General features: G+C 65.5%; 24 protein-coding genes. 12 read left to right on the top strand and 12 right to left on the bottom strand.

All coding sequences use genetic code 11. The features are described 5' to 3' along the window. The first annotated feature begins 318 nt into the window (after positions 1-318). From AC56KW_RS19675 to xerC, 4 genes are all read left to right on the top strand, one after another. Entirely contained in the window at positions 319-1,368 is a 1,050-nt protein-coding gene (locus AC56KW_RS19675) for a porin (RefSeq protein ID WP_497172360.1), read from the top strand. Between the two features lie 218 nt (positions 1,369-1,586). Continuing rightward, complete coding sequence (locus tag AC56KW_RS19670; protein WP_497172359.1) at positions 1,587-2,867, top strand: porin; 1,281 nt, start codon at positions 1,587-1,589, stop codon at positions 2,865-2,867. Positions 2,868-2,986: 119 nt separating this feature from the next. Next, entirely contained in the window at positions 2,987-3,652 is a 666-nt protein-coding gene (locus AC56KW_RS19665; RefSeq protein WP_497172358.1) for a DUF484 family protein, read from the top strand. Positions 3,653-3,662: 10 nt separating this feature from the next. After that, complete coding sequence (gene xerC, locus AC56KW_RS19660) at positions 3,663-4,631, top strand: tyrosine recombinase XerC (protein WP_497172357.1); 969 nt, start codon at positions 3,663-3,665, stop codon at positions 4,629-4,631. A 10-nt stretch (positions 4,632-4,641) separates the two neighbouring features. On the opposite strand, the gene AC56KW_RS19655 is transcribed toward xerC, so the two are convergent. Both AC56KW_RS19655 and AC56KW_RS19650 read right to left on the bottom strand, forming a co-directional pair. Then, a complete protein-coding gene (locus tag AC56KW_RS19655) occupies positions 4,642-4,830 on the bottom strand; it encodes a LuxR C-terminal-related transcriptional regulator (protein ID WP_497172356.1) in 189 nt (62 codons plus the stop codon). 39 nt (positions 4,831-4,869) lie between these two features. Beyond that, the gene (locus AC56KW_RS19650) at positions 4,870-5,343 is read right to left on the bottom strand and encodes an autoinducer binding domain-containing protein (protein WP_497172355.1); all 474 of its coding nucleotides are present in this window, start codon (positions 5,341-5,343) and stop codon (positions 4,870-4,872) included. A 154-nt stretch (positions 5,344-5,497) separates the two neighbouring features. On the opposite strand from AC56KW_RS19650, the gene AC56KW_RS19645 reads away from it, so the two are divergent. The 8 genes from AC56KW_RS19645 to AC56KW_RS19610 all read left to right on the top strand — a co-directional run bounded on the left by AC56KW_RS19645 (position 5,498) and on the right by AC56KW_RS19610 (position 13,071). Then, positions 5,498-6,403 carry an alpha/beta fold hydrolase gene (locus AC56KW_RS19645; RefSeq protein ID WP_497172354.1) on the top strand — a complete coding sequence of 302 codons (906 nt, stop codon included), beginning with the start codon at positions 5,498-5,500 and terminating at the stop codon, positions 6,401-6,403. Positions 6,404-6,576: 173 nt separating this feature from the next. Beyond that, positions 6,577-7,629 carry a CobW family GTP-binding protein gene (locus AC56KW_RS19640; protein ID WP_497172353.1) on the top strand — a complete coding sequence of 351 codons (1,053 nt, stop codon included), beginning with the start codon at positions 6,577-6,579 and terminating at the stop codon, positions 7,627-7,629. Positions 7,630-7,891: 262 nt separating this feature from the next. Beyond that, on the top strand, positions 7,892-8,341 hold the full coding sequence (dksA, locus tag AC56KW_RS19635) for an RNA polymerase-binding protein DksA (protein ID WP_497172352.1): 450 nt from the start codon (positions 7,892-7,894) through the stop codon (positions 8,339-8,341). 213 nt (positions 8,342-8,554) lie between these two features. Beyond that, complete coding sequence (locus AC56KW_RS19630; RefSeq protein WP_497172351.1) at positions 8,555-9,811, top strand: STAS domain-containing protein; 1,257 nt, start codon at positions 8,555-8,557, stop codon at positions 9,809-9,811. A gap of 262 nt (positions 9,812-10,073) precedes the next feature. Continuing rightward, complete coding sequence (gene hslV / locus AC56KW_RS19625; protein WP_482896899.1) at positions 10,074-10,610, top strand: ATP-dependent protease subunit HslV; 537 nt, start codon at positions 10,074-10,076, stop codon at positions 10,608-10,610. Positions 10,611-10,623: 13 nt separating this feature from the next. After that, positions 10,624-11,964: an ATP-dependent protease ATPase subunit HslU gene (gene hslU / locus AC56KW_RS19620; protein ID WP_497172350.1), complete on the top strand. Its 1,341-nt coding sequence runs from the start codon at positions 10,624-10,626 to the stop codon at positions 11,962-11,964. Between the two features lie 23 nt (positions 11,965-11,987). After that, a complete protein-coding gene (locus AC56KW_RS19615) occupies positions 11,988-12,191 on the top strand; it encodes a hypothetical protein (RefSeq protein WP_497172349.1) in 204 nt (67 codons plus the stop codon). A 148-nt stretch (positions 12,192-12,339) separates the two neighbouring features. After that, complete coding sequence (locus tag AC56KW_RS19610) at positions 12,340-13,071, top strand: helix-turn-helix domain-containing protein (RefSeq protein ID WP_497172348.1); 732 nt, start codon at positions 12,340-12,342, stop codon at positions 13,069-13,071. A 54-nt stretch (positions 13,072-13,125) separates the two neighbouring features. Here AC56KW_RS19610 and AC56KW_RS19605 read toward each other — a convergent pair whose 3' ends face one another. The 10 genes from AC56KW_RS19605 to gspI are packed head-to-tail and all read right to left on the bottom strand — an operon-like array spanning position 13,126 to position 23,585. Next, positions 13,126-13,851: a hypothetical protein gene (locus tag AC56KW_RS19605; RefSeq protein ID WP_497172347.1), complete on the bottom strand. Its 726-nt coding sequence runs from the start codon at positions 13,849-13,851 to the stop codon at positions 13,126-13,128. A 19-nt stretch (positions 13,852-13,870) separates the two neighbouring features. Then, positions 13,871-15,091, bottom strand: coding sequence for a type II secretion system inner membrane protein GspF (gene gspF / locus AC56KW_RS19600; RefSeq protein WP_497172346.1), 1,221 nt, complete (start codon positions 15,089-15,091; stop codon positions 13,871-13,873). Between the two features lie 31 nt (positions 15,092-15,122). Further along, positions 15,123-16,544, bottom strand: coding sequence for a type II secretion system ATPase GspE (gspE, locus tag AC56KW_RS19595; protein ID WP_497172345.1), 1,422 nt, complete (start codon positions 16,542-16,544; stop codon positions 15,123-15,125). A gap of 10 nt (positions 16,545-16,554) precedes the next feature. Beyond that, on the bottom strand, positions 16,555-18,981 hold the full coding sequence (gene gspD, locus AC56KW_RS19590; RefSeq protein WP_497172344.1) for a type II secretion system secretin GspD: 2,427 nt from the start codon (positions 18,979-18,981) through the stop codon (positions 16,555-16,557). Beyond that, a complete protein-coding gene (gspN, locus tag AC56KW_RS19585) occupies positions 18,981-19,754 on the bottom strand; it encodes a type II secretion system protein N (RefSeq protein WP_497172343.1) in 774 nt (257 codons plus the stop codon). Before gspN ends, gspD begins: the two co-directional genes overlap by 1 nt. Further along, on the bottom strand, positions 19,751-20,269 hold the full coding sequence (locus AC56KW_RS19580; protein ID WP_497172342.1) for a type II secretion system protein M: 519 nt from the start codon (positions 20,267-20,269) through the stop codon (positions 19,751-19,753). Before AC56KW_RS19580 ends, gspN begins: the two co-directional genes overlap by 4 nt. Further along, on the bottom strand, positions 20,266-21,531 hold the full coding sequence (gspL, locus tag AC56KW_RS19575) for a type II secretion system protein GspL (RefSeq protein WP_497172341.1): 1,266 nt from the start codon (positions 21,529-21,531) through the stop codon (positions 20,266-20,268). Before gspL ends, AC56KW_RS19580 begins: the two co-directional genes overlap by 4 nt. A gap of 16 nt (positions 21,532-21,547) precedes the next feature. Then, positions 21,548-22,537 (bottom strand): type II secretion system minor pseudopilin GspK, encoded by a 990-nt coding sequence (gene gspK / locus AC56KW_RS19570; RefSeq protein WP_497172340.1) that lies wholly within the window; start codon positions 22,535-22,537, stop codon positions 21,548-21,550. Then, complete coding sequence (locus AC56KW_RS19565) at positions 22,537-23,196, bottom strand: PulJ/GspJ family protein (protein ID WP_497172339.1); 660 nt, start codon at positions 23,194-23,196, stop codon at positions 22,537-22,539. The genes gspK and AC56KW_RS19565 overlap by 1 nt, the downstream gene beginning before the upstream one ends. Beyond that, a complete protein-coding gene (gspI, locus tag AC56KW_RS19560) occupies positions 23,193-23,585 on the bottom strand; it encodes a type II secretion system minor pseudopilin GspI (RefSeq protein WP_497172338.1) in 393 nt (130 codons plus the stop codon). The genes AC56KW_RS19565 and gspI overlap by 4 nt, the downstream gene beginning before the upstream one ends. Positions 23,586-23,588 lie beyond the last annotated feature (3 nt).

Raw genomic sequence — 23,588 nt, 5'->3', positions numbered from 1 at the left:
AAAAGAGAGTCAAACGGATGAAACCGTCCCTCCCGGCTATACCTCAATGGCGATCGCTCGAGGCTGCCGCATCCAATAACGTTTCCCATTCGCATTGCGGATGCCGAAACGCCGAATTTGTCCCACACCCGCTGACACGCGTTTCAAAAATACAACAGCACGATTGGAATTATTGGCGATCTACCAAGCACGCCGCTGATAATTGACTAAATAACCAGTCCTGACGTTTTGACACAACCAGGGTGGCGTTTCAACGCGTCCAGTGTCGTCTCGACGCCCTGGATACATGCGTCATCTTGATCCCGGGAACACCATAAAATGAAGAAATTCCTTGTGGCGGTGTCACTGTTTGGCGCTTGTGCCGGTGCGGCCCATGCGCAGGGCTCGGTGCAGATCTACGGCAACCTCGATGCCGGCATCGTCAAGCGCAGTGGCCAGGACGTCAGCATCGGCAAGCGCGCCGCCAACACCCTCGGCTTCCGCGGCGCTGAAGATTTGGGCAATGGTTTCAAGGCCCTATTCCACCTCGAGATGCGCTACGAGCCGGATACCGGCAGCAGCGAGATCGGTCCTGGCGGCAATCAACGCCAGCTGTTCCAGGGCCAGAGCCGGGTCGGCCTGCAGGGCGGCTTCGGCATGCTGCGCATCGGCCGCGGACTGACGCCGTTCCACGAAACCATCGGCAACTTCGAACCTTTCCACGCAATCCCGACCGACGGCGGCTTCTATACCGACCTGAGCGTCGCCGGCTACAGCTCGCAGCCGCTCGACCCGATCGGCGCATCCGGCAACCGCTGGTCGAACGCCGTCTGGTACAACTCGCCGGTCGTCAACGGCTTCCAGTTCAACACCGCCCTGGCGACCAAGGAAAACAATGGCGGCGCCGCCATTATCGGCCGCGGCAGCGCCGGCGCGCCGCAATACCCGGCCGGCGCCGAGGCCTCGGCCAATCCGTTCTCGGTCTCGGCCACCTATAACAACGGGCCGGCCGCACTGATGGCGGCCTACGAACGCAATGCGGTCGCATCGAAGGTCTGGTCGGTCGGCGCCTCGGTCAAGCCGACCCCGGAACTCAAGCTCATGGGCACGTTCACGAGGCTGGATGAAGACCATACCCGCCTGTTCAATACGGATACCAGATCGTGGGTGCTGGGCGCCAACTACACGCTAGGTCCCGGCAAATTCCTGGCGGGGTATGGTCAGAAGGACACCGACGGCCTGGAAAAGGTGAAGCAATTATCGCTAGGCTATGAATACAGCTTGTCCAAGCGCACCTATCTGTATATCGATGTCTCTCGCAAAAAGGGGCTGCCGACCAATCCGGCCAGCATGAACCAGTACGACATCGGCATCAACCACACCTTCTGACGAGTCTCACCAAAGCAGGATCCGCCTACTACCCATCCTGCATGGGGCGTCATGCAAGCCACGACTACAGTCCTTGATATTGCTCATCGATGTAGTGTTTTCACAACGCCAGCTTCTCCTTGGCGTGTTCGCGAACGAGCGTTCTGTACAGTGCGCCACGGCAATGGCATATTGTGCTGCGAGCGCATGCATCGCAACAAGAACATAATGGAGACACGATGAAGAAAAGCCTGATCGCCGCCCTGCTCGGCGCTACGTTTGCCTGCTCCGCCCTGGCTCAGACCAGTGTCCAGATCTACGGTATCGCCGATGCCGGCGTGATGTGGCAAAAAGGTGGACCAACCAAGATCTACAGTGGCGGCGCCGATGGCTCCCGCCTTGGCATCCGGGGTAGCGAAGACCTGGGCAACGGCTACAAGGCCATCTTCAATCTCGAAGCCCGGGTCGAACTCGACAACGGCTCGCAGCAGCCGGCCCTGATGAACGACAATCCCGGCCGCTACCTGCTGCGCGGCATGAACCAGATTCCGCAAGCCATCCGCGACCGCCTGCAAGAAGCCATCCAGCCGCCAGGCGCGCCGGCCGTCAACCAGGAAAAAGCCCTGTTCGACCGCACCGCGATGGTCGGCCTGATCACCCCGATCGGCGCAGTCATGCTGGGTCGCATGTACACCCCGGGCTACGAGGTGTTCAACATGGCCGACGCCTTCGAATCGGGCACCGCCGGCACCTGGGGCCACGTCACCGGCGGCACCGCCGGCTTCACCGCGCTGGGCGCCGACATCCGTTCGCAGGAAGCGATCCAGTACCGTATCGCCCTGCCCAACGGCCTGGGCGGCTCGGTCATGTATGGCGCGCGCAATTCCGGCTACCTGGGCCGCTACAAGAAATTCCGCGCCGGCGCCATCACCTACAAGGCCAATGGCTTCGACGTCGGCATCGGCTATAACCACGGTTACGACATGCAGAACCGTCCCAGCTTGCGCACCCTGACGGTCGGCGGTTCCTATACCCTGGGTGACAGCTGGAAATTCTTTGCCGGCTTCCACAGCCAGCGCAACCAGAATTCGGCGCTGCTGCCCGATTACCTGGGCGGCTGGAACCAGGCCGTGCTGCCTGCGCTGATCGCGCAAGGCGTGCCCCAGGGCACCCGGGATGCCCTGCTCGGCATTTTCCAGACCAATATCAGGGCCAACACCCAGCAGGACGCCAACAGCTACCAGGTCGGCGCGCACTACAAGATCGGCAACGGCCGCTTCGTCGCCTCGTACGCGCACCAGAACGACCGCACCGCGTCCAACAGCGACGCCAACCTGTACGCGGTGGGCTACAACTACTACCTGTCCAAGCGTACCGACCTGTACACGGCGCTGGCCTTCATCAAGAACGACAACGAGGCGCAGTATTCGCCGGGCACCTCGGGCAACCCGGGCGGCTTCACCGAAACGCCGGGCGCCGACGGCCGCGCCTTGCAGCTGGGTATCCGCCACCGCTTCTGAGCGCTTCCCGCTCACCCCGAAGACGCCTGCGGGCGTCTTTTTTTTGTCATCGCTTAAAACTTCGGCACCATTCCCGTGTCGGGTAAAATGGTTCGATTCATTCCAATAGCCAATTCTCCATGAGCATCGCACCGCTGGACGCCAACACTGTCGCGCAATACCTGATCGACCACCCGCAATTCTTCCAGGAGCACGCCGGCCTGCTGGGCGAGGTGAAACTGTCGAGCCCTCTCACCGGCCGCGCCGTATCGCTGCAAGAGCGGCAGATGGAAGTGATGCGCGATAAATTCCGCGCGCTCGAACTGCGCCTGTCGGACCTGTCGCGTCGCGCCGAGGAAAACGCCGGTATCGCCAACCGCTTCCACGCCTGGACCCAGGCCCTGCTGGTATCCAAGGGCGGGGCAGCAATGGCGCGCGACCTGGCCGACGGCCTGCGCACCCATTTCATCGTGCCGCAAGTCACCCTGCGCCTGTGGAATGTGGCGCCAGAATTCGCCGGCGAATGGTTCACGCAGGGCGTGTCGGACGATGCGCGCATCTTCGCCAACAGCCTGCGCGCGCCATATTGCGGCCCAAACAATGATTTCGAAGCCGTGCGCTGGCTGGAAGACGCGGAATCGATCCGCTCGACCGTGATGCTGCCGCTGGGCCAGCCGGGCCAGAGCTTCGGCCTGCTGGTGCTGGGTTCGCCCGATCCGGCGCGCTTCACGACTTCGATGTCGACCGACTTCCTGGTCCACATCGCCGCCACCTCGACCACCGCGCTGACGCCGCTGCGCGCCTGAGCCCACGGCCATGGAAACGCCCGCGCGCGACGCCAAGCCCGCTCCCGGCCGGGATTGGGCAGCGCGCTACCTGGCCGAGCTGAGCACCCAACGCCAGCTGTCGCCGCACACGGTCGAGGCCTACCGCCGTGACCTGGCCGAGCTCGCCGAGCTGGCCAAGTTGGCCAACCCCGATGACTGGACCCGCCTGACCCATGTCGATATCCGCCGCTACGCCGCGAAGCTGCATGCCGGCGGCCAGTCGGCGCGCACGATCGCGCGCAAGCTGTCCGGCTGGCGCGGCTTTTATGCCTGGCTGTCGAACCAGACCTTGCTCGCCGCCAACCCGGTGGATGGCGTGCACGCCCCGAAGCGTCCCCGCAGCCTGCCCAAGGCGCTGGCTGTCGACGATGCCGTGCAATTGATGGAAGCGAACACGCGAGGTCACGCCGAACCCTTCGAACTGTGCAACCGCGCCATGTTCGAGCTGCTCTATTCGAGCGGGCTGCGGGTATCGGAATTGTCCGGGCTGGACGTCGCCTGGCAAGATGCGCGCGCCGGCCAGCCGGCCTCGCTCGGCTGGCTGGACCTGCAGGCTGGCGAAGTGGTGGTCACCGGAAAGGGCAACAAGATGCGCCGGGTGCCGGTGGGCGGGCCGGCGCGCGAGGCGCTGGCGGCCTGGCTGGCGGTGCGTCCCGCCGCGCGCGACGGCAGCGCCTCCCTGTTCCTGTCGGCGCGCGATACCCGCATCTCGCCGCGCGTCGTACAGAGCCGGCTCAAGCAGCACGCGCTGCGCGCCGGCACCCCGGTCCACGTGCACCCGCACGTGCTGCGCCACTCCTTCGCCTCGCACCTGCTGCAATCGTCGGGCGACTTGCGCGCGGTGCAGGAATTGCTCGGCCACGCCAGCATTACGTCGACCCAGATCTACACGGCGCTGGACTTCCAGCACTTGTCGAAGGTGTATGACGCGGCGCATCCGCGCGCCAAGGCCAAGTAAGCGCACACGTTTACAGCAAACCGAGCAACACAGCCCTGACCACGGCGGCCGTCTTGTTCGCGGCGCCCAGCTTGACCAGTGCATTGGCGACGTGAAAATTCACGGTACGCTCGGACAGGTCGAGGATCGCCGCTGCCTCGCTGGAAGTCTTGCCATCGGCCATCCAGCGCAACACTTCGGTTTCGCGTGCGCTGAGCACCGGTGCCGGGCAATCCCGGCGCTGCATCCGGGACAAGCCCTAGTGCGCCGCATGCGCCAGCCACGACATGGTGGCTTCGCTGCGGCGCAGCTCGGACTCGGACAGTGGCTCATGCGAGCGCGCCAATGTCAACAGCCCGGCCGCGCCATCGGGCGTGCGCGACGCTTGGGCCCACCCGACCTGCAATCCATAAGCGCGCGCATCTTCCCACAGAGGCCGTGCGCCGGCAAAAAGCGACTCGCTCCATGCCAGCGGCAATAGTGAAGTCATGCCGTGCTTGACCGTTGGATCGTTTTCAAGATAGCCCTGCTGTGCGTAGCGGGCTTGCCATTCGGCCGGATAATTATTGACCATGAAGGTCGCAAGCTGCGTCAATGGCAGCGGCATGCGCATGCCATAGGCACAGTAATCGAACCCGAGTTCGCGCGCAGCCGCGCTTAGAACGCGGAAGAGGCCGGCGGCATCAGCCGCCGCCTCCATCGCTTCCAGATGGCGGCCGCGCCAGTCGGTCACCGTGTCGTTCACCGCACCACCTTTTTTCGCGCCACCATTGACCCGACTGACATAATTGACAGTATCGTCATATTGCCTGGCTTCATAGAATATTGCCTCCGACCTGATTGTCCCTGTAGCGGGACAAGATGACAACAACTATCACGGAGTGTCCATGTTCCACCGTCTGTCCCTGGCTGTCGGCGCGGCCGTGCTTGCCCTCACCGCCTCTTGCAATCTGCAGATTGCCTCTGCTTCGCCCACGACAAGCGCCCAGGGGCACAGCCCTGCACTGCTGCGGGTAGGCGACCACAATATGCACGTGTCGACGGTCGGTTCCGGCCGATACACCGTGATTTTCGAGTCAGGCTTCGGGCGCGACTTGAATGTGTGGCGCAAGGTCGCGCCGGAAGTAGCGAAGTCGCACAAGGTGATGACATATTCCCGCACCGGGCACGGCGCCTCGGAAGCGCGTCCCGGCGTGCCGACCCTGGCCAGCCGCACCGACGAGTTGGAGCAATTAATCGCAGCAGCAGGCCTCACGCCTCCCTTCATCCTTGTCGGTCATTCCTACGGCGGCTTCCTGATCCGCAGCTATGCGGCGCGCCATCCGCAGCACGTGGCGGGCATGGTCTTCGTCGATCCCAGCGACGAGCACCAGAACGTGGAATTACGCAAGCTCAACCCGGCCGGGGTCGACAGCGATACCCGCCTGCTCACGCAATTCATGCCGTCCAAGCTCCAGCCTGAACTAAACCAGGTGCAGGCCATCCTCGACCGCGGCAAGCTGGACCTGGCCGGACCGCTGCCGGACGTGCCGGTGGCGGTATTGACCTCGAGCCAGCGGCGCGAAAAGCCGGAGTTGTTCCTGGAGACGCCAGCCGCGGTCGAGGTCTGGCGCGACCTGCATGCCCGTTTTTTGCGCGGGTTCAGGAACGGCGTGCATGTGGTGACGCCGCATAGCGGCCACAATATTCACCAGGAACAGCCGCAACTCGTGATTGATGCTGTCGAACAAGTGATTGCGGCGGCGGAGACCACCCGTGCCGCGCGCGAGAAAGAACCGGCCGGCAAAAAATAAGTTCGTGGCGCAAGGATGGCGCACCGGCGCAGGCGCCATCCAGGCCTGACTGCCCAATAGTTGGTTTGAACTCGATCAACACCGAACACGCTTGATGGTGAGCTTGCAAGAATTGCGGCATAATCCCCCGGTTCTTTTGTCCAACCTTGACCACCAACACGAGTAGCGAACCAATGGACCTGATCCCCAGCACCATCCTGACCGGCTTCCTCGGCGCGGGCAAGACGACCCTGCTCAACCGCATCCTGCAAGAAGAGCACGGCATGCGCATCGCCGTCATCGAGAACGAATTCGGCCAGGAGAATATTGACAACGAAATCCTGGTGCAGGATTCAAGCGAGCAGATCGTCGAGATGAACAACGGCTGCATCTGCTGCACCGTGCGCGGCGACCTGATCGTGGCCCTGAACAACCTGGCGCAAAAACGCGCCGCCGGCGAGATCCAGTTCGACCGCGTGGTGATCGAAACCACCGGCCTGGCCAATCCGGGCCCGGTCGCCCAGACCTTCTTCGTCGACGAAGAAGTAGGCGCCAACTACCTGCTCGACGCCGTGGTGACCGTGGTCGATGCGCGGCACGCGATGGACCAGCTGACCCAGAACGAGGAAGCCCAGCGCCAGGTCGGTTTCGCCGACAAGATCCTGCTGTCCAAGACCGACCTGGTCGACGCCGCCGCCGTCGAGACGCTCAAGGCCCGCCTGCACCGCATCAATCCGCGTGCGCCGATCACCACCAGCGACTTCGGCCGGGCGCCGATTTCCGACGTGCTCGACCTGCGCGGCTTTAACTTGAACGACAAGCTGGAACTGGATCCGGATTTCCTGAAAGTCGAGGAAGACCATGGTCACGACCATGATCATGATCATTCCGGCCACGACCATGCGCCCGGCGAAGCCTGCAACCACGACCATCACCACGGCCACCATACCGACGACATCGCCGCCTTCGTGTTCAAGAGCGAGCGCGCGTTCGATCCCGAGCGCCTCGAACAATTCCTCGGCAGCCTGGTGCAGGTCTTCGGCCCGCAAATGCTGCGCTATAAAGGCGTGCTGCGGATGGAAGGCGTGGACCGCAAGGTCGTATTCCAGGGCGTGCACCAGATCATGGGGAGCGACGTCGGTCCAAAGTGGGGTGACAGCGAAACACCGGCGACCAAGATGGTCTTTATTGGTAAAAATTTACCAAAAGACGTATTTATCCGCGGACTTGAACAATGTTTGGTATAAACTACATCGGTTTGGCCGGCCTGTCCAAGGCCGCATGACGACCGCTGCGACAGTTTGTCGCAGCTGACTCGCCGGACGGACCGGTGCGCTATATACTAGCCGCCAGCCTGCTGTAGCGAACTGTCCTTGCTGCAAATGCGGCGCGGCCAGAGATGGGATGGCGCCAGGTCGCCATCAAGGAAGCTTGCCTCACACACACACCATTATCGGTGTAATGTTGGCAAGCTGATAAAATGAAAACCTCTGTCGTATCGAAGGCATCATGACTAAAACAACGAAACCGAATACCGCCCAGCCCGAAGAACGCCTCCTGACGGAAGAAGAGATTCGGGCGATGAGCGATGACGACTACATGAATCCGGCCCAGCTCGCGTTCTTCAAGAACCGCCTGCAGGAACTCGAGAAGGAACTGCTGAAGAACGCCGGCGAAACCACGGAACACCTGCGCGAAACCGTCCTGGTTCCCGACCCGGCCGACCGGGCGACGATCGAGGAAGAGCATGCGCTGGAACTGCGTACGCGCGACCGCGAACGCAAGCTGCTCAAGAAGGTCCAGCAGTCGATCCAGTCGATCGACGGCGGCGAATACGGCTGGTGCGAAGAAACCGGCGAACCGATCGGCATTCCGCGCCTGATCGCCCGCCCGACCGCCACGCTGTCGCTGGAAGCCCAGCAGCGTCGTGAGCTGAAGCAAAAACTGTACGGCGACTGATTTATCGCCGCACTCACCGAAAAAAGCATGCGCCCCGTCGCATGCTTTTTTTGTTTGCGCGTCCGTTGCCCCCGGGGTCGCGCACGGTTCAGCCGCCATGCATACCGGCTCGTTTCCGTTCGGATACACTAACCCCGACAGCGTGCGCACAGCATGCATGACGAAGGCTCGTGCTAAGGTCTGGCACGGCTGGCCTAACTGACAATGGTGAGCATGGGGCTTTTCTCCTTCCTGAAGAGAAAGAACGACGTGGTGGACGGCCGCAACTGGCCGCCGCCCGAGTCACGCCTGCGCGGCGAGCCCTCGCGCCTGGACACCGAAGCCGAACGCGAGCGCCAGCGCGAGATCGCACGCGCCACCGCCGCCAAGATCGACGAGATCGAGCTCGAATTCGCGTCCGACATGTTCAACGACGAACCCGCCTGGGGCAGCGGCGCCAGGCGCCCGGCCGGCAGCATCGCGCACGACACCGAGATCCCCGGCCAGGCCGCGGCGCCGGCCAGTGCGCCGGCGGTCGAGGAAAGCGCCATCCTGTACGCCAACGGTCAATCCGACGCCGCCGAGCACTTGCTGCGCGTGTCGCTGACGACCCTGGGCCGCCATGAGCGCCTGCCGTGGTGGATGCTGTTCGACCTGTACCAGGCCGACGGCCGCGAAGAAGCCTTCGAAAGCGTGGCCATCGACTACGCCAGCCATTTCGAGACCTCGCCGCCGGCCTGGAAGCCGCTGCCGGCCGCGTTGGATGCCAGCCGTGCCGGTTCCCACGCCGGCCTGGCCACTGCCGAGGCCTTCGGCCCCTTGATCGATGCCACCGTGGCCGCACGCCTGACGCGGGTGCTGGCAGCGACGGCGCCGGTCGTGCGCCTGGATTTTGGCCGGGTGACGGCGATCGATGCCGACGGCGCCGCCTGCCTGCTGGCGGCGCTGCAAGGCCTGCGCCTTCGAAGCGGCCGCGAACTGGTGCTGGCCGGCGCCGATACCCTGCTGGCGACCTTGCGCCCGATGCTGGTCATCGGCCGGCGCGACGCCAGCCCGGCGCCCTGGCTGCTGCTGCTCGAGCTGCTGCTGTTGACCAATCACGAGAAACAGTTCGAAGAAGCGGCGATGGATTACTGCGTCACCTACGAGGTATCGCCCCCCTCCTTCGACACCCCGCTGCGCGTCTCCACCGCGGCGCCGGCGCCGAGTCATGGCGACCGCTTCATGCTGCCGGCGCTCGTGAGCGGCCCGGACGGTGGCCTGTTGGCGACCATCGATGCTTACGCACAAGAACGCGAAACGCTGGTGCTGGATTGCTCGCGGTTGGCGCGCATCGACTATGCCGGCGCTGGCAGCCTGCTGGCGCGGCTCGACGCGCATGGCGCCGCCGGACGCGCGGTCGAGCTGCGCGAGCTGAACCACCTCGTCGCTACGCTGCTACGCCTGCTCGGCGTCGGCGATGCCGTGCGGCTTTACCCGCACCGTTATTAGCTCGCCAGTTTCCTACAGCCAGCCGAAGGCCAGCAACAGCAGCAAGGTCACGACCAGCGAGACCAGGATCGACCCAAGGCAGCCGAGCTTGTTGGAGAAGAAGAAAAACATCGTTGACGTTCCAGTACATGACGTACCGACAGCGTACAGAGCGCCGCCCGCGCCAGGCGCACACTTGGCCGTTGGCATTTAAGGCAGAGCTAATCTTGCAATCCCGCGCACAATCCCCACCTGCGGTTGGCTAGAACATCACGAGGTCAAAATGGAACAATTTCACGGTACAACCATCGTCAGTGTGCGGCGCGGCAACCAGGTTGCGCTGGGTGGCGATGGCCAGGTCACGCTGGGCAATGTCGTCATGAAGGGCTCGGCGCGCAAGGTGCGCAAGCTGTACCAGGGCAAGGTCCTGTGCGGATTCGCCGGCGGTACCGCCGATGCCTTTACGCTGCTGGACCGCTTCGAAGGAAAACTGGAAAAACACCAGGGCAACCTGCTGCGCGCCTCGGTCGAGCTGGCCAAGGACTGGCGCACCGACCGCGTGCTGCGCCGCCTGGAAGCGATGCTGCTGGTGGCCGACCGCGAGTCGACCCTGATCATCACCGGCAACGGCGACGTGCTGGAACCGGAAGACGGTATCGGCGCCATCGGTTCGGGCGGCATCTACGCCCAGTCGGCCGCCAAGGCACTGTATGAAAATACGGACATGCCGCCCGCCGAAGTCGTCAAGAAGGCGCTCACCATCGCCGGCGAACTGTGTATCTACACGAATATGTCCCACATCATCGAGACTCTGGATTGATATGAGCAGCTTCATGAACATGACCCCACCCGAAATCGTTTCCGAACTCGACAAGCATGTGGTCGGCCAGGGTAAGGCCAAGAAGGCCGTCGCCATCGCCCTGCGCAACCGCTGGCGGCGCCAGCAGGTCGAAGAGACGCTGCGCCACGAGATCACGCCCAAGAACATCCTCATGATCGGCCCGACCGGCGTCGGCAAGACCGAGATCGCGCGGCGCCTGGCCAAGCTGGCCGATGCGCCTTTCATCAAGATCGAGGCGACCAAGTTCACCGAGGTCGGCTATGTTGGCCGCGACGTCGACACCATCATCCGCGACCTGATCGATATCGGCGTCAAGAAGACCCGCGCCAGCGAGGCGAAGAAGGTGCGCCAGCGCGCCGAGGACGCGGCCGAAGACCGGATCATCGATATCCTGGTGCCGCCGGCGCGCGACTTCGGTTTCAACACCAGCAGCGGCAATACCGATTCGAAGGAAGGCGAAGCCACGCGCCAGACCTTCCGCAAGCGCCTGCGCGAAGGCGCGCTCGATGACCGCGAGGTCGAGATCGAAGTAGCGGACGCCGCCCCGCAGATGGAAATCATGGCGCCGCCGGGCATGGAAGAAATGACCGAGCAGATCAAGTCGATGTTCGCAGGCGTCGGCAATGCGCGCAAGAAGCCGCGCAAGCTCAAGATCAAGGACGCGATGAAGCTCTTGATCGATGAAGAAGCGGGCAAGCTGCTCAACGAAGACGAACTGAAGCAGAAGGCGATCGCCAACGTCGAGCAGAACGGCATCGTGTTCCTGGACGAGATCGACAAGATCGCGACCCGTTCCGAACACGGCGGCGCCGACGTCTCGCGCGCCGGCGTGCAGCGCGACCTGCTGCCGCTGGTCGAGGGCACGACGGTGAACACCAAGTACGGCATGATCAAGACCGACCACATCCTGTTCATCGCCTCGGGCGCGTTCCACTTGTCGAAACCATCGGACCTGATTCCGGAACTGCAGGGCCGCTTCCCGATCCGCGTCGAACTCGAATCGCTGTCGATCGACGATTTCAAGAGCATCCTGACCTCGACCCACGCCAGCCTGACCAAGCAGTACGAGGCGCTGCTGGCGACCGAGGGCGTCAAGATCGAGTTCGTGGACGAAGGCATCTACCGCCTGGCCGAGATCGCGTTCTCGGTCAACGAGCGCACCGAGAACATCGGCGCGCGCCGCCTGTACACGGTGATGGAGAAGCTCCTCGAAGAGATCTCGTTCAGCGCCGGCTCCGAGAAAGACCAGGTGGTGCGGATCGACGCGGCCTATGTCAACGAACGGCTCGACGCGCTGGCGGTCAACGAAGACCTGTCGCGCTACGTGTTGTAACTACCATCCCGACGGAGGCCCGCATGGCGAACAAGGCATTGGCGACACGGCAGAAGATGCGGCTGCGGGTCGAGCCGTCGCAGCAGTTCGGCAAGCCGCGCAATCCCATCGCCGCGCTGGCCAAGGCGCGCGCGGCCGGGCCGCATGCCAAGCCGCTGTCGAGCGAGCGGCATGAGGCCAAGCGGGCGCTCAAGCACGCCAGGCTGGTGCCGGACGAGGATGATTGAGCCGTCAGCGTTCTGAAATTTTCTCCTTCGCGGGCACTTCGGTGCCCGCTTTTTTCGTCTGTCGGCGTGGCATGCCGTTCGTCGCACGCATCTTGTCCACATCACCATTCGACGGTAGAGTCAGTCGTCGTCAACCATCACGGAACCCATGAGCTCACCCGACCTGATCCTCGACGTCCTGCGCGCCCGGCTGCGCGCGGCCGGCATCACCTACAAGCTGCTGGCCGAACGCATCGGCGTGAGCGAATCGAGCGTGAAGCGCATGTTCGGGCAAAAGGACATGGCGCTCTCTCGGCTGGCCGAGATCTGCCAGGCGACCAATATTCCGCTGGAAGAACTGCTGCGCGGCGCCCTCGACAACCGGCCCCGGCTCGACGCGCTGAGCCTGCCGCAGGAGCGCTCGCTGGTGGCCAATCCGCGCCTGCTGCTGATGGCGATCTGCTGCCTCGGCCACTGGAACGTGGAGCAAGTGATCGATACCTATCAACTGGGCGAAGCCGAATGCATCACCCTGCTCGCCGAACTCGACCGGTTGGGACTGATCGAACTCAAGCCGCTGAACCGGTATCAGCTACGGGTCTCGAACGCGTTCCGCTGGCTGCCGGATGGCCCGGTGCAGCAGTTCTTCCGCGCGCATGTGGTGGAAGATTATTTCGCAGGCCGCTTCGATGGCGCGGGCGAGGCGCTGATGTGCTTGCCGGCCCGGTTGTCTCCCGCCAGCGCACAAGAGCTGTCGCTCAAGATCGAGCAGTTGGCGGCCGAACTGGCGCGGCTGCACCTGAATGACCGGCGCCTGCCGGCCGGCGAGCGAGACGGTTATACCTTGCTGCTGGGGTTCAGGTCGTGGGAATTCGCCGCCTTCACGGCGCTGCGGCGATGAAGCGGCTGCCAGCCGCGATGCGCTCGGCTGCGGCGTGGCGGCGCGGCGGCGAAATTATTGGGTGATTGGCTGCTCGGTCTGGTTGACCGGCACCACGTTCTGCGGCATTTGCGGTTGATTGGTTTGCGGCTGGTTCATGACGCCAGGTGGCGGTACGTTCGGATCGGTTTGCGGATCCATCTGCGGTTCGGCCACCACCTGCGCATTCTCTGGCGTGGTCGGCACGCCCTGCGGACCGCCCCCCGGCGGTGGCCGGCTCTGCATCGCGGGCGGCACGCTGACCACGCCCGGCGCGCTCTGCGGTTCCATCGGCGGCGGCGCTCCCATCGGTTGCTGCATCTGCTGCGGCAGCATGCGCGGCTCGGGCGGCATGATCGCTGTCGACTGGCCGGCATCGGGCGCCAGTTCCACCCGCTTCATCACGCCGCCATCCGACAACATTACATAGCGCCGGTGCACTTCGGTCACGGTTACGCCGGGCGCGATCTCGCGACCGATACGCACGGCCTTCGGTGGCTGGCCGTCGGCCACCAGGATCACCGCGCTGTCGGCCCCGGCCGACACCACGCCGGTGAGCTGGAAATTGGAAATCACGGCGGTTGGCTGGCCGCCGAACAGGCTCGCGGCAGCCTCGGGGTTGGGTGGCGGCTGGGTTGCCACCGGCGCGGCCGCCAGCGGCCGCTGCTCTGGCTTGTACAGCTGCAGCACCCAGTAGGCGATCGACGCCGCCAGCAGGATCAGGGCAAGCAGGCTGATGAGAAGAGGCAAACGCTTGTTCATATTATTTAGTGCCATTGTTTTACTGCACCAGCTGGTTGATTTCGATGATCGGCATCAGCACCGCCAGCACGATCAGCAGCACCACCAGGCCCATGGCCAGGATCAGCACCGGCTCGAGCAGGCCGGCGATGGTCAGCGTGCGGCGCTCGAGGTCGGCTTGCTGCGAATTGGCGGCGCGCTCGAGCATGGCCGGCAGTTCGCCGGTGATCTCGCCGGCCCGGATCATGTGCACCAGCATCGGCGGGAAATGTTTTTGCGCCGAGAGCGCGCGCGCCAGGCTCACGCCTTCGCGCACGCTGCCCGTGGCCTGCTCGACCAGCTCGCGCATTGCCACGTTGGACAGGGTCTCGCGGCTGGTGTCGAGCGCGCGCAGGATCGGCACGCCGGAACCGGTGGTGATCGCCAGCGTGCTGGCGAAGCGCGCCGTGTTGAGGCTACGCTCGAACTTGCCGTACACCGGGGCGGTCAGGAGCCAGGTATGCCAGCGCCGCTTGAGGTCGGGATTGCGCAGCGCACGCCGCCACAGCCAGAAGGCGCCGGCGATCAGGATCGCGCAATAGATGCCGTAGGCGCGCACGAAGTCGGACACGGCCAGCATGACAATGGTAAGGAACGGCAACTTCTGCTTGGTGTTGGCAAATACCGAGACGATCTGCGGCACCACATAGGTGAGCAGGAAGATCACGATCGCGAACGCGACCACGGTCACGATCGCCGGATAGGTGAACGCCAGGCGCACTTTTTGCACCAGGGCGTTGCGGCGCTCGATGTAGTCGGCCAGGCGCGACAGCACACGCGACAACTGCCCGATCTGCTCGCCCGAAGCGACCAGCGCGCGGTAGATCTCGGCGAAGTCGCGCGGATGGTGGGCCAGCGCCGTCGAGAACGGCGAGCCGCCGATGACTTCGGAGCGGATCGACGCGATCAGGTCGCGCATATAGGCGCGCTCGGCCTGCTCGAGCAGTGCCGTGAATGCTTGCTCGAGCGGCAGGCCGGCTTCGAGCAGGCTGGCCAGCTGGCGCGTGAACAGCGCCAGCTCGTTCTGCGACAGGCGCTCGCCGAGGCCGCGCGCGCGGGTGGCGCCGGAAGCGTCGACCTGGGCCGCGATGGCCTCGACCGAGAGCGGCGTGAGGCCTTGCGTGCGCAGGTCGGCGCGCGCAGCGCGCGGACTATCGGCGTTGACCACGCCCTTGCGGGTGGCGCCGCCGGCGTCGACGGCCTCGTATCGGAATGCCGGCATCAGTCAGGTCCCATCCTTGCAGTTCCCATCGCTAGTCCTTCGTCACGCGCACGAGCTCGGCGCGTGTGGTGGTGCCGTCCGCCAGCCAGCGTTCGCCGTCGTCGCGCATGGTCTTCATGCCGGTTGCCAGCGCCGCATCGCGGATCTCGGCTTCGGAAGCGCGGTTGTGGATCTGGGAGCGGATCTGCTCGGTGGTCTCGAGCAGCTCGTAGACACCGACCCGGCCGTGGTAACCGGTATGGCCGCAGCGCTCGCAGCCGACCGCGTGCCAGGTGGAGCCGTCGAAGGTCTTGCACTGCGAACAGAGTTTGCGCACGAGGCGCTGGGCCATCACGCCCAGCAGCGACGAGGACAGCAGGAACGGCTCGATCCCCATGTCCAGCAGGCGGGTAACGGCCGAGGCGGCGTCGTTCGTGTGCAGGGTTGCCAGCACCAGGTGGCCCGTGAGCGATGCCTGTACGGCGATCTGCGCCGTTTCGAGGTCGCGGATCTCGCCGATCATGATGACATCCGGGTCCTGGCGCAGGATCGCGCGCAGGGCCTTGGCGAAGGTCATGTCGATGCGGGCATTGACTTGCGTCTGGCCCACACCATTCAGGTCATATTCGATCGGGTCTTCCACCGTCATGATATTGGTGGTGGACGCGTTCAGGCGCGACAGCGCCGCGTACAAGGTGGTGGTCTTGCCGGAACCGGTCGGCCCGGTCACCAGCACGATGCCGTGCGGCTGGTTGATCAGGCGGTCGAACTGCGGCAGCATGGCCTCGGCCATGCCCAGGTGCGACAGGTCGAGGCGCCCGGCTTCTTTGTCGAGCAGGCGCAGCACGGCGCGTTCGCCGTGGCCGGTCGGCAGGGTCGAGACGCGCACGTCGACCGGCTTGCCGCCGACGCGCAGGGTGATGCGGCCGTCTTGCGGCAGGCGTTTCTCGGCGATGTCGAGCTGCGACATGATCTTGATACGCGAAATCAGCGAGGCGTGGATCGCCTTTTTTGGCCGCACGATGTCGCGCAGCGCGCCGTCGATACGGAAGCGCACGACCGAGGTCTGCTCGAACGGTTCGATGTGGATGTCGGATGCGCCTTCGCGCAGCGATTGCGTCAGCAGCGCATTGATCATGCGGATCACCGGCGCATCGTCGGACGACTCCAGCAAATCTTCGATGGCGGGCACGTCTTGCAGGAGCTTGGTCAGGTCGAGATCGGCGTCGAATTCGTCGACCACCTGCGACGCATCGCCGCCGCCGCCCGCGTAGGCGCTGGCGATGGCCGCGTCGAGCTCGTCGCGGTCGAGGCGGCGCAGCTGGATGCGGCCGAAGCGGCGCGACACTTCGGCGATGGCGGCAGGTGCCGTGGCGCTGGAGACCAGCACTTCGACGCTCTGGCCCGGCTCGCCATTGCCGCGCGCCAGCACGCCGTGGTCGCGGGCGAAGGCGTAGGGCAGCAGATTGTTCATGATGTCGTGCTCACTGTCGATTCAAGCTCGGGGTCGGTTGGGTCACCGGACGGAATTGCGAGGCCGGATCGGGGGTCGGTCCTGACTCAGACACGCCCGTCCCCGGCGCCGTTCCCCGTGGTGCACCCTGCGGCGTACCCAGGGTGCCCTGGTGGCGTGATGCGGCGCCATCGTTGGATGCGCCCGGCGCCGCGTTCGGCGCTGGCGGGCGCTGGGGCGGCACGGTCGCCATGCCGCCACCGGCCGGCGGCTGGCCATCAACCAGCGGCGGCAGTTGCGGTGCCCCCAGGTCGCGCAGCAACGCCGACGATTCGGGCTGGGACGCGGCGCCGGCCGCGCGCATGTATTCGTAGCGGTCCATCGCGATCGAATTCGAGGCGTCCTTGCTGCGCACCACGACCGGACGCAGGAACACCATCAGGTTGGTCTTGATGCGGCTGCGGGTACGGTACTTGAACAGGTTGCCCAGCACCGGGATGTCGCCCAGGCCGCGCACTTTCTCTTCGCCATCACCTTCGCTGTCCTCGATCAGGCCGCCCAGTACGATGATCTGGCCGTCGTCGGCCAGCACATTGCTCTCGATGGCGCGCACATTCGTGGTCAGGCCCGAGGCCGAGAGACGGGTTGACGCGTCGACACTGGAATTCTCGTGGTAGATGGCCATCTTGATGGTACCGCCTTCCGAGATCTGCGGTCGCACCCGGAGCAGCAGGCCGACGTCTTGCCGGTCGATGGTCTGGAACGGGTTGCCGCCGCCGGTGGTGGTATTGGTCGCATACGAACCGGTGATGATCGGGACGTTCTGGCCGACCTTGATGGTCGCCAGCTCGTTGTCCAGCGTGATCATGTTCGGCGTCGACAGGATGTTGGCGTTGCCGTCGTTTTCCAGCGCGCGGGCGACCGCCCCCAGCCCCAGCTCGCCGCCTACCTGGCGGAACAGGCCGAAGGTCAGGCCGGTCGGCAGGGTCGGCGCGGTGGTGCCGCTGGTGCCCTGGCTGGCGGCCAGCGCCAGGTTGACGATGCTGTTGCCGGAGCCGCCGCCATTGTAGTTCTGCAAGCCGCCGAAACGGTATTTGCTGTCGGAGTCGCCGGTGGCGCCGACCCACTGCACGCCGAATTCGGACGCTTTATTGGACGACACCTCGACCACCAGCGCCTCGATATAGACCTGGGCCCGGCGCACGTCGAGCTGGTCGATCACGGAACGCAGGTTGCGGTACACGGCGTCGGGCGCGGTGATGATCAGGCTGTTGGTCGAGGCATCGGCCTGGATGAAGCCCGAGCCCTGGCCGCCGCCGGCGCCGCCCTGCGAGCCCTGCTGGCCTTGCTGGCCGAAGCCGTTGCCGCCGCCGCCGATCCCGGTGCTGCCCTGCAGGCCCTGCTGGCCGCCGAGACCGCCGAGACCGCCCTGGCCGCCCTGCCCGCCCTGGCTGCCGGTGCCGGACTGGATCGAGCTGCCCTGGGTTCCCTGCTGGACCTGCAGCGCCGAGGAATCCTGCGACACCACGGCGCGCAGGGTCTGCGCCACGCGGGTGGCTTCCGCATTCTTGAGGTAGACGACATGGATATTGCCCTTGCTCGAGCTCTCCTGGTCGAGACGGGCGATCAGGCTCTTGGCCAGGTTGGCGCGCGCCTGCGACGGCGCGCGGATCACGACCGCATTGGTGCGCGGATCGGCCAGCACCGTGACCCGGCCCGAATCGCCGCCGGCCGCGGGCTCCATCAGGCGCGTGACGAGCGTGGCGATGTCGCTGGCGATCGCGTTGCGGATCGGAATCACATCGAGGTCGGCCGCCACCGGCGCGTCGAGCGCGGCGATGATGCGCGCCAGGCGGCGCAGGTTGTCGGCGTAGTCGGTGACGACCAGGGTGTTGTTGCCCGGGTTCGCCATGATGGAATTGTTGGGCGAAATCAGCGGCCGCAGCACAGCGGTGAGGTTGGCAGCCGACTCGTAGGAAAGATAGAACACCTGGGTCGCGATCTGGTCGCCGGTAGCCTTGCTGGAGCGCACGCCGCCGACCTGGGTCGGGGAAGATTGCAGCTTGGCCTCGGCCTCGGGCACCACCTTGGCGTAGCCGTCGCCGCTGGTGACCACCGCGAAGCCCTGCAGGCGCAGGGTCGAGGTGAGCAGGCCGAAGGCTTCGGTCTTGCTCAGCGATTTCTCGGACACCAGGGTAAGCGTCCCCTTGACCCGCGGATCGATGATGAAGGTCATGCCGGTGTAGTGACCGATGGCCTTGATCACCGATTCGATGTCGGCATTCACGAAGCTCAGGGCGGCGGCGTTCGCGCTTTCTTGCGCCAGCGCGGGCAGCGGCAGCGCGACCATGGTGGCGGCGCAGCACAGCATGGCGCCGGCGGCGAGGCGGCGCAGGGCCGGCAGCTGCAGGGCCGAACGTTCGGCGTGCGCGAAGGTGGAGCGGTCTGTTTTCTTCATTATCTGAACTCGAGTGCGATTACGTTTTTGCCGTTCACCATCCGGCGCTGGCCCAGCAGGTTCAACATGGTCCCGAGCTGGTCTTCATAGCCATCGGCGGCGCTGGCCTGGCCCGAAAAGCGCAGGCGTCCATTTTGCAGTACCCCCGCGCCCGACAGCAGCAAAGCGCCACGCACGGTGCGCAGGGTCAAATCGGCCTGCGGTCCACGCCAGTCCATGATCATTTCATAACTGCCGAGCGGCTTGATGGGCGACATGCGCGCACCCATATCGCTCATCGACAGGACGGTGCGCCCCTGCACCGTGACGGCGTTCTGCTGGCGCAGCAGGTCGAGTGTATTCCAGGACAGGCGGATGCGCCCGCTTGGCGTCAGCGTATTGAGCGGCGCCCCGAGGCCGGACAGCCCTTCGGCCGGCAACAGCAGTTCGCCGGCATTGACCTGCCACTGCGACCAGCTGCCCTCGACCCGTACCGGGTTGGCCAGCGCCTGCGGATTCTCCAGCGTCATGCTCACCCGGCCCAGCACCACCAGCGGCGACAAGGTCCAGGCAAAACGGCCTGGCAGCAAGGGCGTCACCGACCCGCCCGGTCCCGGCGCGCCGCCGATAAAGGCCGAGCCGCGCCAAAGCGTACCCTGCGCATCCCCCAGCGTCAATCGACCGCCGGTCTGGCGTTCGACCATCGGCCCCAACCATGATGCTGGCAGGAACGCCAGCACCGTCGCCACGACCGCCAGGATGACCAGCAGGCCCCACGTCAGCGCTCGCCTCATGAAGCCGGACCGCCGCTCTGGCGCAGCGTCAGCGTGGCGTCGACCTGGCCCAGCGCGGTCTGGGCGGAGAATTGCGCGTCTTGCACCATCAGGCGGCTTTCGCGCCGCTGGGCGTCGAGCCAGGCCATCAGGTTGGCGAAGGAAACATTGTTGAGTTGGATTTTTGTGTATTCGCCACTCACCGACAGCGAGGCCGGATTGAGGCCGCGCGCCGACATGCTGGCCGCGAGCGACGCTTGCGTGACCGGCGCGACGGCGGGCGCCGCCTGGCCGGCGACGGCCCGGGCCTCGCCGGCCAGCGCCTCGAGCTGGGCCGCTTGCTGGCGCAGCTCGGGCAGCGACCTGCGCAATTGTTCGCGCCCATCGAGCGCCGGCTCGAGCAAGACCAGGTAGAACAGCGCCAGCGCGGCGACCAGGCCGCCGACCAGCAGGAACTTGCGTTCCTGCTCCGTACGCGCGATCCAGTAGGCGGTTGCGCGCTCACGCAGACCGCTGAATGTGGCGGCAATATTCATTGCATGCCTCCCGATGGCGTGACTGACGATTGTGTGGCGCCGGTGCTGCGGATCAGCCAGGTGGTGGCGTCGGGCGCCTCCAGGCTGAGGTGGCGTGCCGCGAGGGCCGGACGCAGCTGGTCTGCCGCGCCGGGATTGGCGGATTCAGGTTTGACGCGCACCGTGAGAGCGCGTTCGCGGAACTCGATTGATGCAATCGCAGGTGGCGCGCCGATGCCGCCCACGGCTTCGCCGAAGGCCGCCGCCATCCAGGTGAACTCGTCGCCACCCACCTCGCCGCTACCGGCCCTGGCGCGCGCGATGTTTTGCTGCATCTGTGCGACCGGGTCGATCGCCGGCTGGTTCGGATAGACCGAGCGGAAGGTTTGGCTCATCTGCTGGCGCACGGCATCGGCCTCGCGCTTCAGGCCCAGCCACTCGACATTCAGGCCGATGACGTTGACCACCAGCGCGGCCAGGGCCAGCCGGATCGGCCAGCGCCAGCGGCGCCAGTCGCGCCGCGCCACGCCGGCCGTGCCCAGGCCGGGCACCAGGTCGAGCGCGGGGCCGACGGCGCCGCCACCATTGCTGCCGCCCCTGGCACCGGAGATCCAGTGCGCCCAGTTATCGCTCTCGAGGGTGACGCCAGGGCCGGCCTCGGCCAGCAGCGCCTGGTATTCGCCCAGTTGCTCGTGCTCGACGTACAGCACCAGCGGCGCATCGCCCGCCAGCGCGCGCGCGGTCTGCAGGGCCACTACCGGGCTGCCGTCCAGCGCCAGGCCGAGGCCTTCGTATTGGCTCTGGCGCAGGATCAGTTCTCCTTTGCCGAAGGCGGCGCTCACGCTGCCCGGGTGCAGCGGCAGGCACAATTGCTCGGGTACGGCCACCACCGCGCGCGCACCCATTTCCAGGAGTCTGCGCACCAGCGGTTCGAGCCAGGCCTGCTGCACCACGGCCACCGGGCGGCGGCCGTCGGCCATGGCCGGGCCGGCCACCAGCACGCAATCGAGCGGGTCGCCCAGGATATATTCTTCGACCAGGGCCGGCAGCGCCGCGCGCAGGCGTGCGCCGGCCAGCGGCGGCGCCTGCACCGCCAGCAGGGTGACGTCGCTGGCGGCCAGGATCAGCACCACGCGCCGGCTGGCCGCGACCACATCGCCCAGGTTGCGCAGCAGCCCCTCGCCTTGCTGGCCGATGGCGCCGTTGTCGCCCACCATCGCGAACCGCGACAAGGCGCCTTCGCCCTCGTTCCGGGCCGGATGCCGAATATAAAGAGTAGTCAAACTGTCTCGCTTTCTTCTAGTTCTGGCGGGTCCAGATCACATTGATACTGCCGCGGTTGACCAGGTTGCCGCCCCGCTCCACCAGCGATTCGGCATCCAGCGCCGCGCGGTCGAGCCGGATGCGGCTCTGCACCAGGAAGTAATTGCTGGTGACGTCGATCTGCGCTTCCCCCTGCGGCGACTGCTGTTGTTGCGCACACGTGAATTCGCTCCTGAACTGCTGTATATCGTTCCACGGCACCCGCTTGCGCTGCTCGACCATGGCAGTGGCCTGGGCGACCGAGCACTCGGCCAGGACCGCCGCCAACACCTCGGCTGGCGCCGTGTTGACGTTCACTTTCGTATCGCCCGATGGGAACACGATCACGAACGGGCGCAAGGCCTCGACGGTCTCGGGCTTGACGCCCGGCACCGCCAGCAAGTCGTCCACCCGCATGATCGGCATCGGGTTGCCGGTGCGCGGCGCCTGCGGTACCTTGACCGGATTCTCGAGGTCGGGCGCGGCCAGCGGCTGGCCGGCGGCGACGAAGTCGGCGATCGGCCGCGCCAGCCGCGCTTCCAGGCGCAGATTGGTCAGCAGCCGCCCGAGCACCTCGGTCTCGGCCTGGTCACGCATGCCGCCGCTTGCCAGGTTGTTCAGATTGTAACGCGCCGAGGCGTCGAAAACCTGCCCCGACAGGGATGCATCGAAGTTTTCTCCCTGCACCCGCTCACGTTCGATGTACTGGTCGAGCCGGGTTTCGGCCAGCGGCGTGGCCCATACCTGCTCGAGCGAGATGCGCCCACCGAAGGGCTGGCGCAGGATCACGCTGGCCCAGTCGAGGGCGCCGCGCTGGATCCACTTGGTCTGCAATTGCAGGCGCTGATTCTCCATCGAGCGCACCTGCACCTGCTGCTGCCAGAACAGGCTGGCCACGATCGAGATCGCCAGCGTGGTCAGGAGCAGCGCGGTGACCACGGCGACGCCGCGCTGGCGGCCTGCGCGGATATGAGTTCGGCGCCGCATCAAGTGCCTCCCAGCAGGAATGCCTTGACCATCGGCTGGCTCAGGCCTTGCACCGTGAGCGCCACCTGCACGCCGGTCGGCTCGAGCGAGCGGCCAGCGACCGGCGGCGTGGCGTCGGGCGGCAGTTGTTGGCTGGCATTGCCAATTCCGGTCGGCTCATTGCGCCAGGCATTGTTTTGCCAACCTTGTACCTGCATGCCGGCCACACCCACCTGCAGCACGACCGACGGCGAATTGTCGGCCGGCGCATCCGATGCGATCGCCTGCCACAATTGCCCGATCTGGTTCAGGTCGCGCGTGCCGGGCGATTCGCGCCGGACCAGCTGGCCACCCACGACCCGGTAGCTCACCACCTGCAGGCGCGACGGCTCATGTTCGACATAGACCTTGCGCACCAGGGTCAGGCGATCGGCGTCCCACAACAGCGCCGGACGGCCGCGCATGATGTCGTTGCCGGCCGCGTTCTCGCAATCGTTCTGCATCTGGGCGAAGGCCAGCTGCATGCCGCGCGTGGTTTCCATGTCTTGCGTGAGCGCGACGCGCGCGCGCACGATGCCGTCCAGCCCGCGCCAGCCGAGCACGGCCACCATGGCAAGGATGCCGATCGCCACCAGGAGTTCGACCAGCGTGAAGCCTGCACGGCGCGACCTGGCGTTCATATCGGGGAAGGCCTCAGGACCAGTTGGATGAGTTTGACAATCCGGCGGCCCGGATTGTCGGCGTCGAACACCGAGACTTCGATCCTGCGCAACAGCGGATTGGGGCTGGTCAGGACTTCCTCTTCGCACAACAGGTTCAGGTCGCCTTGTGGGCAAGGAAAGCTGCGCTTGCCGATCTCGGGGAATTCGCGGCCGAGACGGATCTGCACCAGCCGGTTCTCGGCCGACCAGGTCGCCATCATCGAGGCGCGCAGGCCGGCGCTGTTGGAGGTCAGGCTGCCCACCGCGCGCAGGCCGGCGGCCAGCGCGGTGCCGACGATGACCAGCGCCACCAGCACTTCGAGCAGGGTAAAGCCGCAGGCATGGCGGGAGGCGCGGCGCATGGACATGAT

Source organism: Telluria sp. RT2P19, from assembly GCF_059685725.1.
This window is presented reverse-complemented; position numbering and strand designations above follow the sequence as displayed.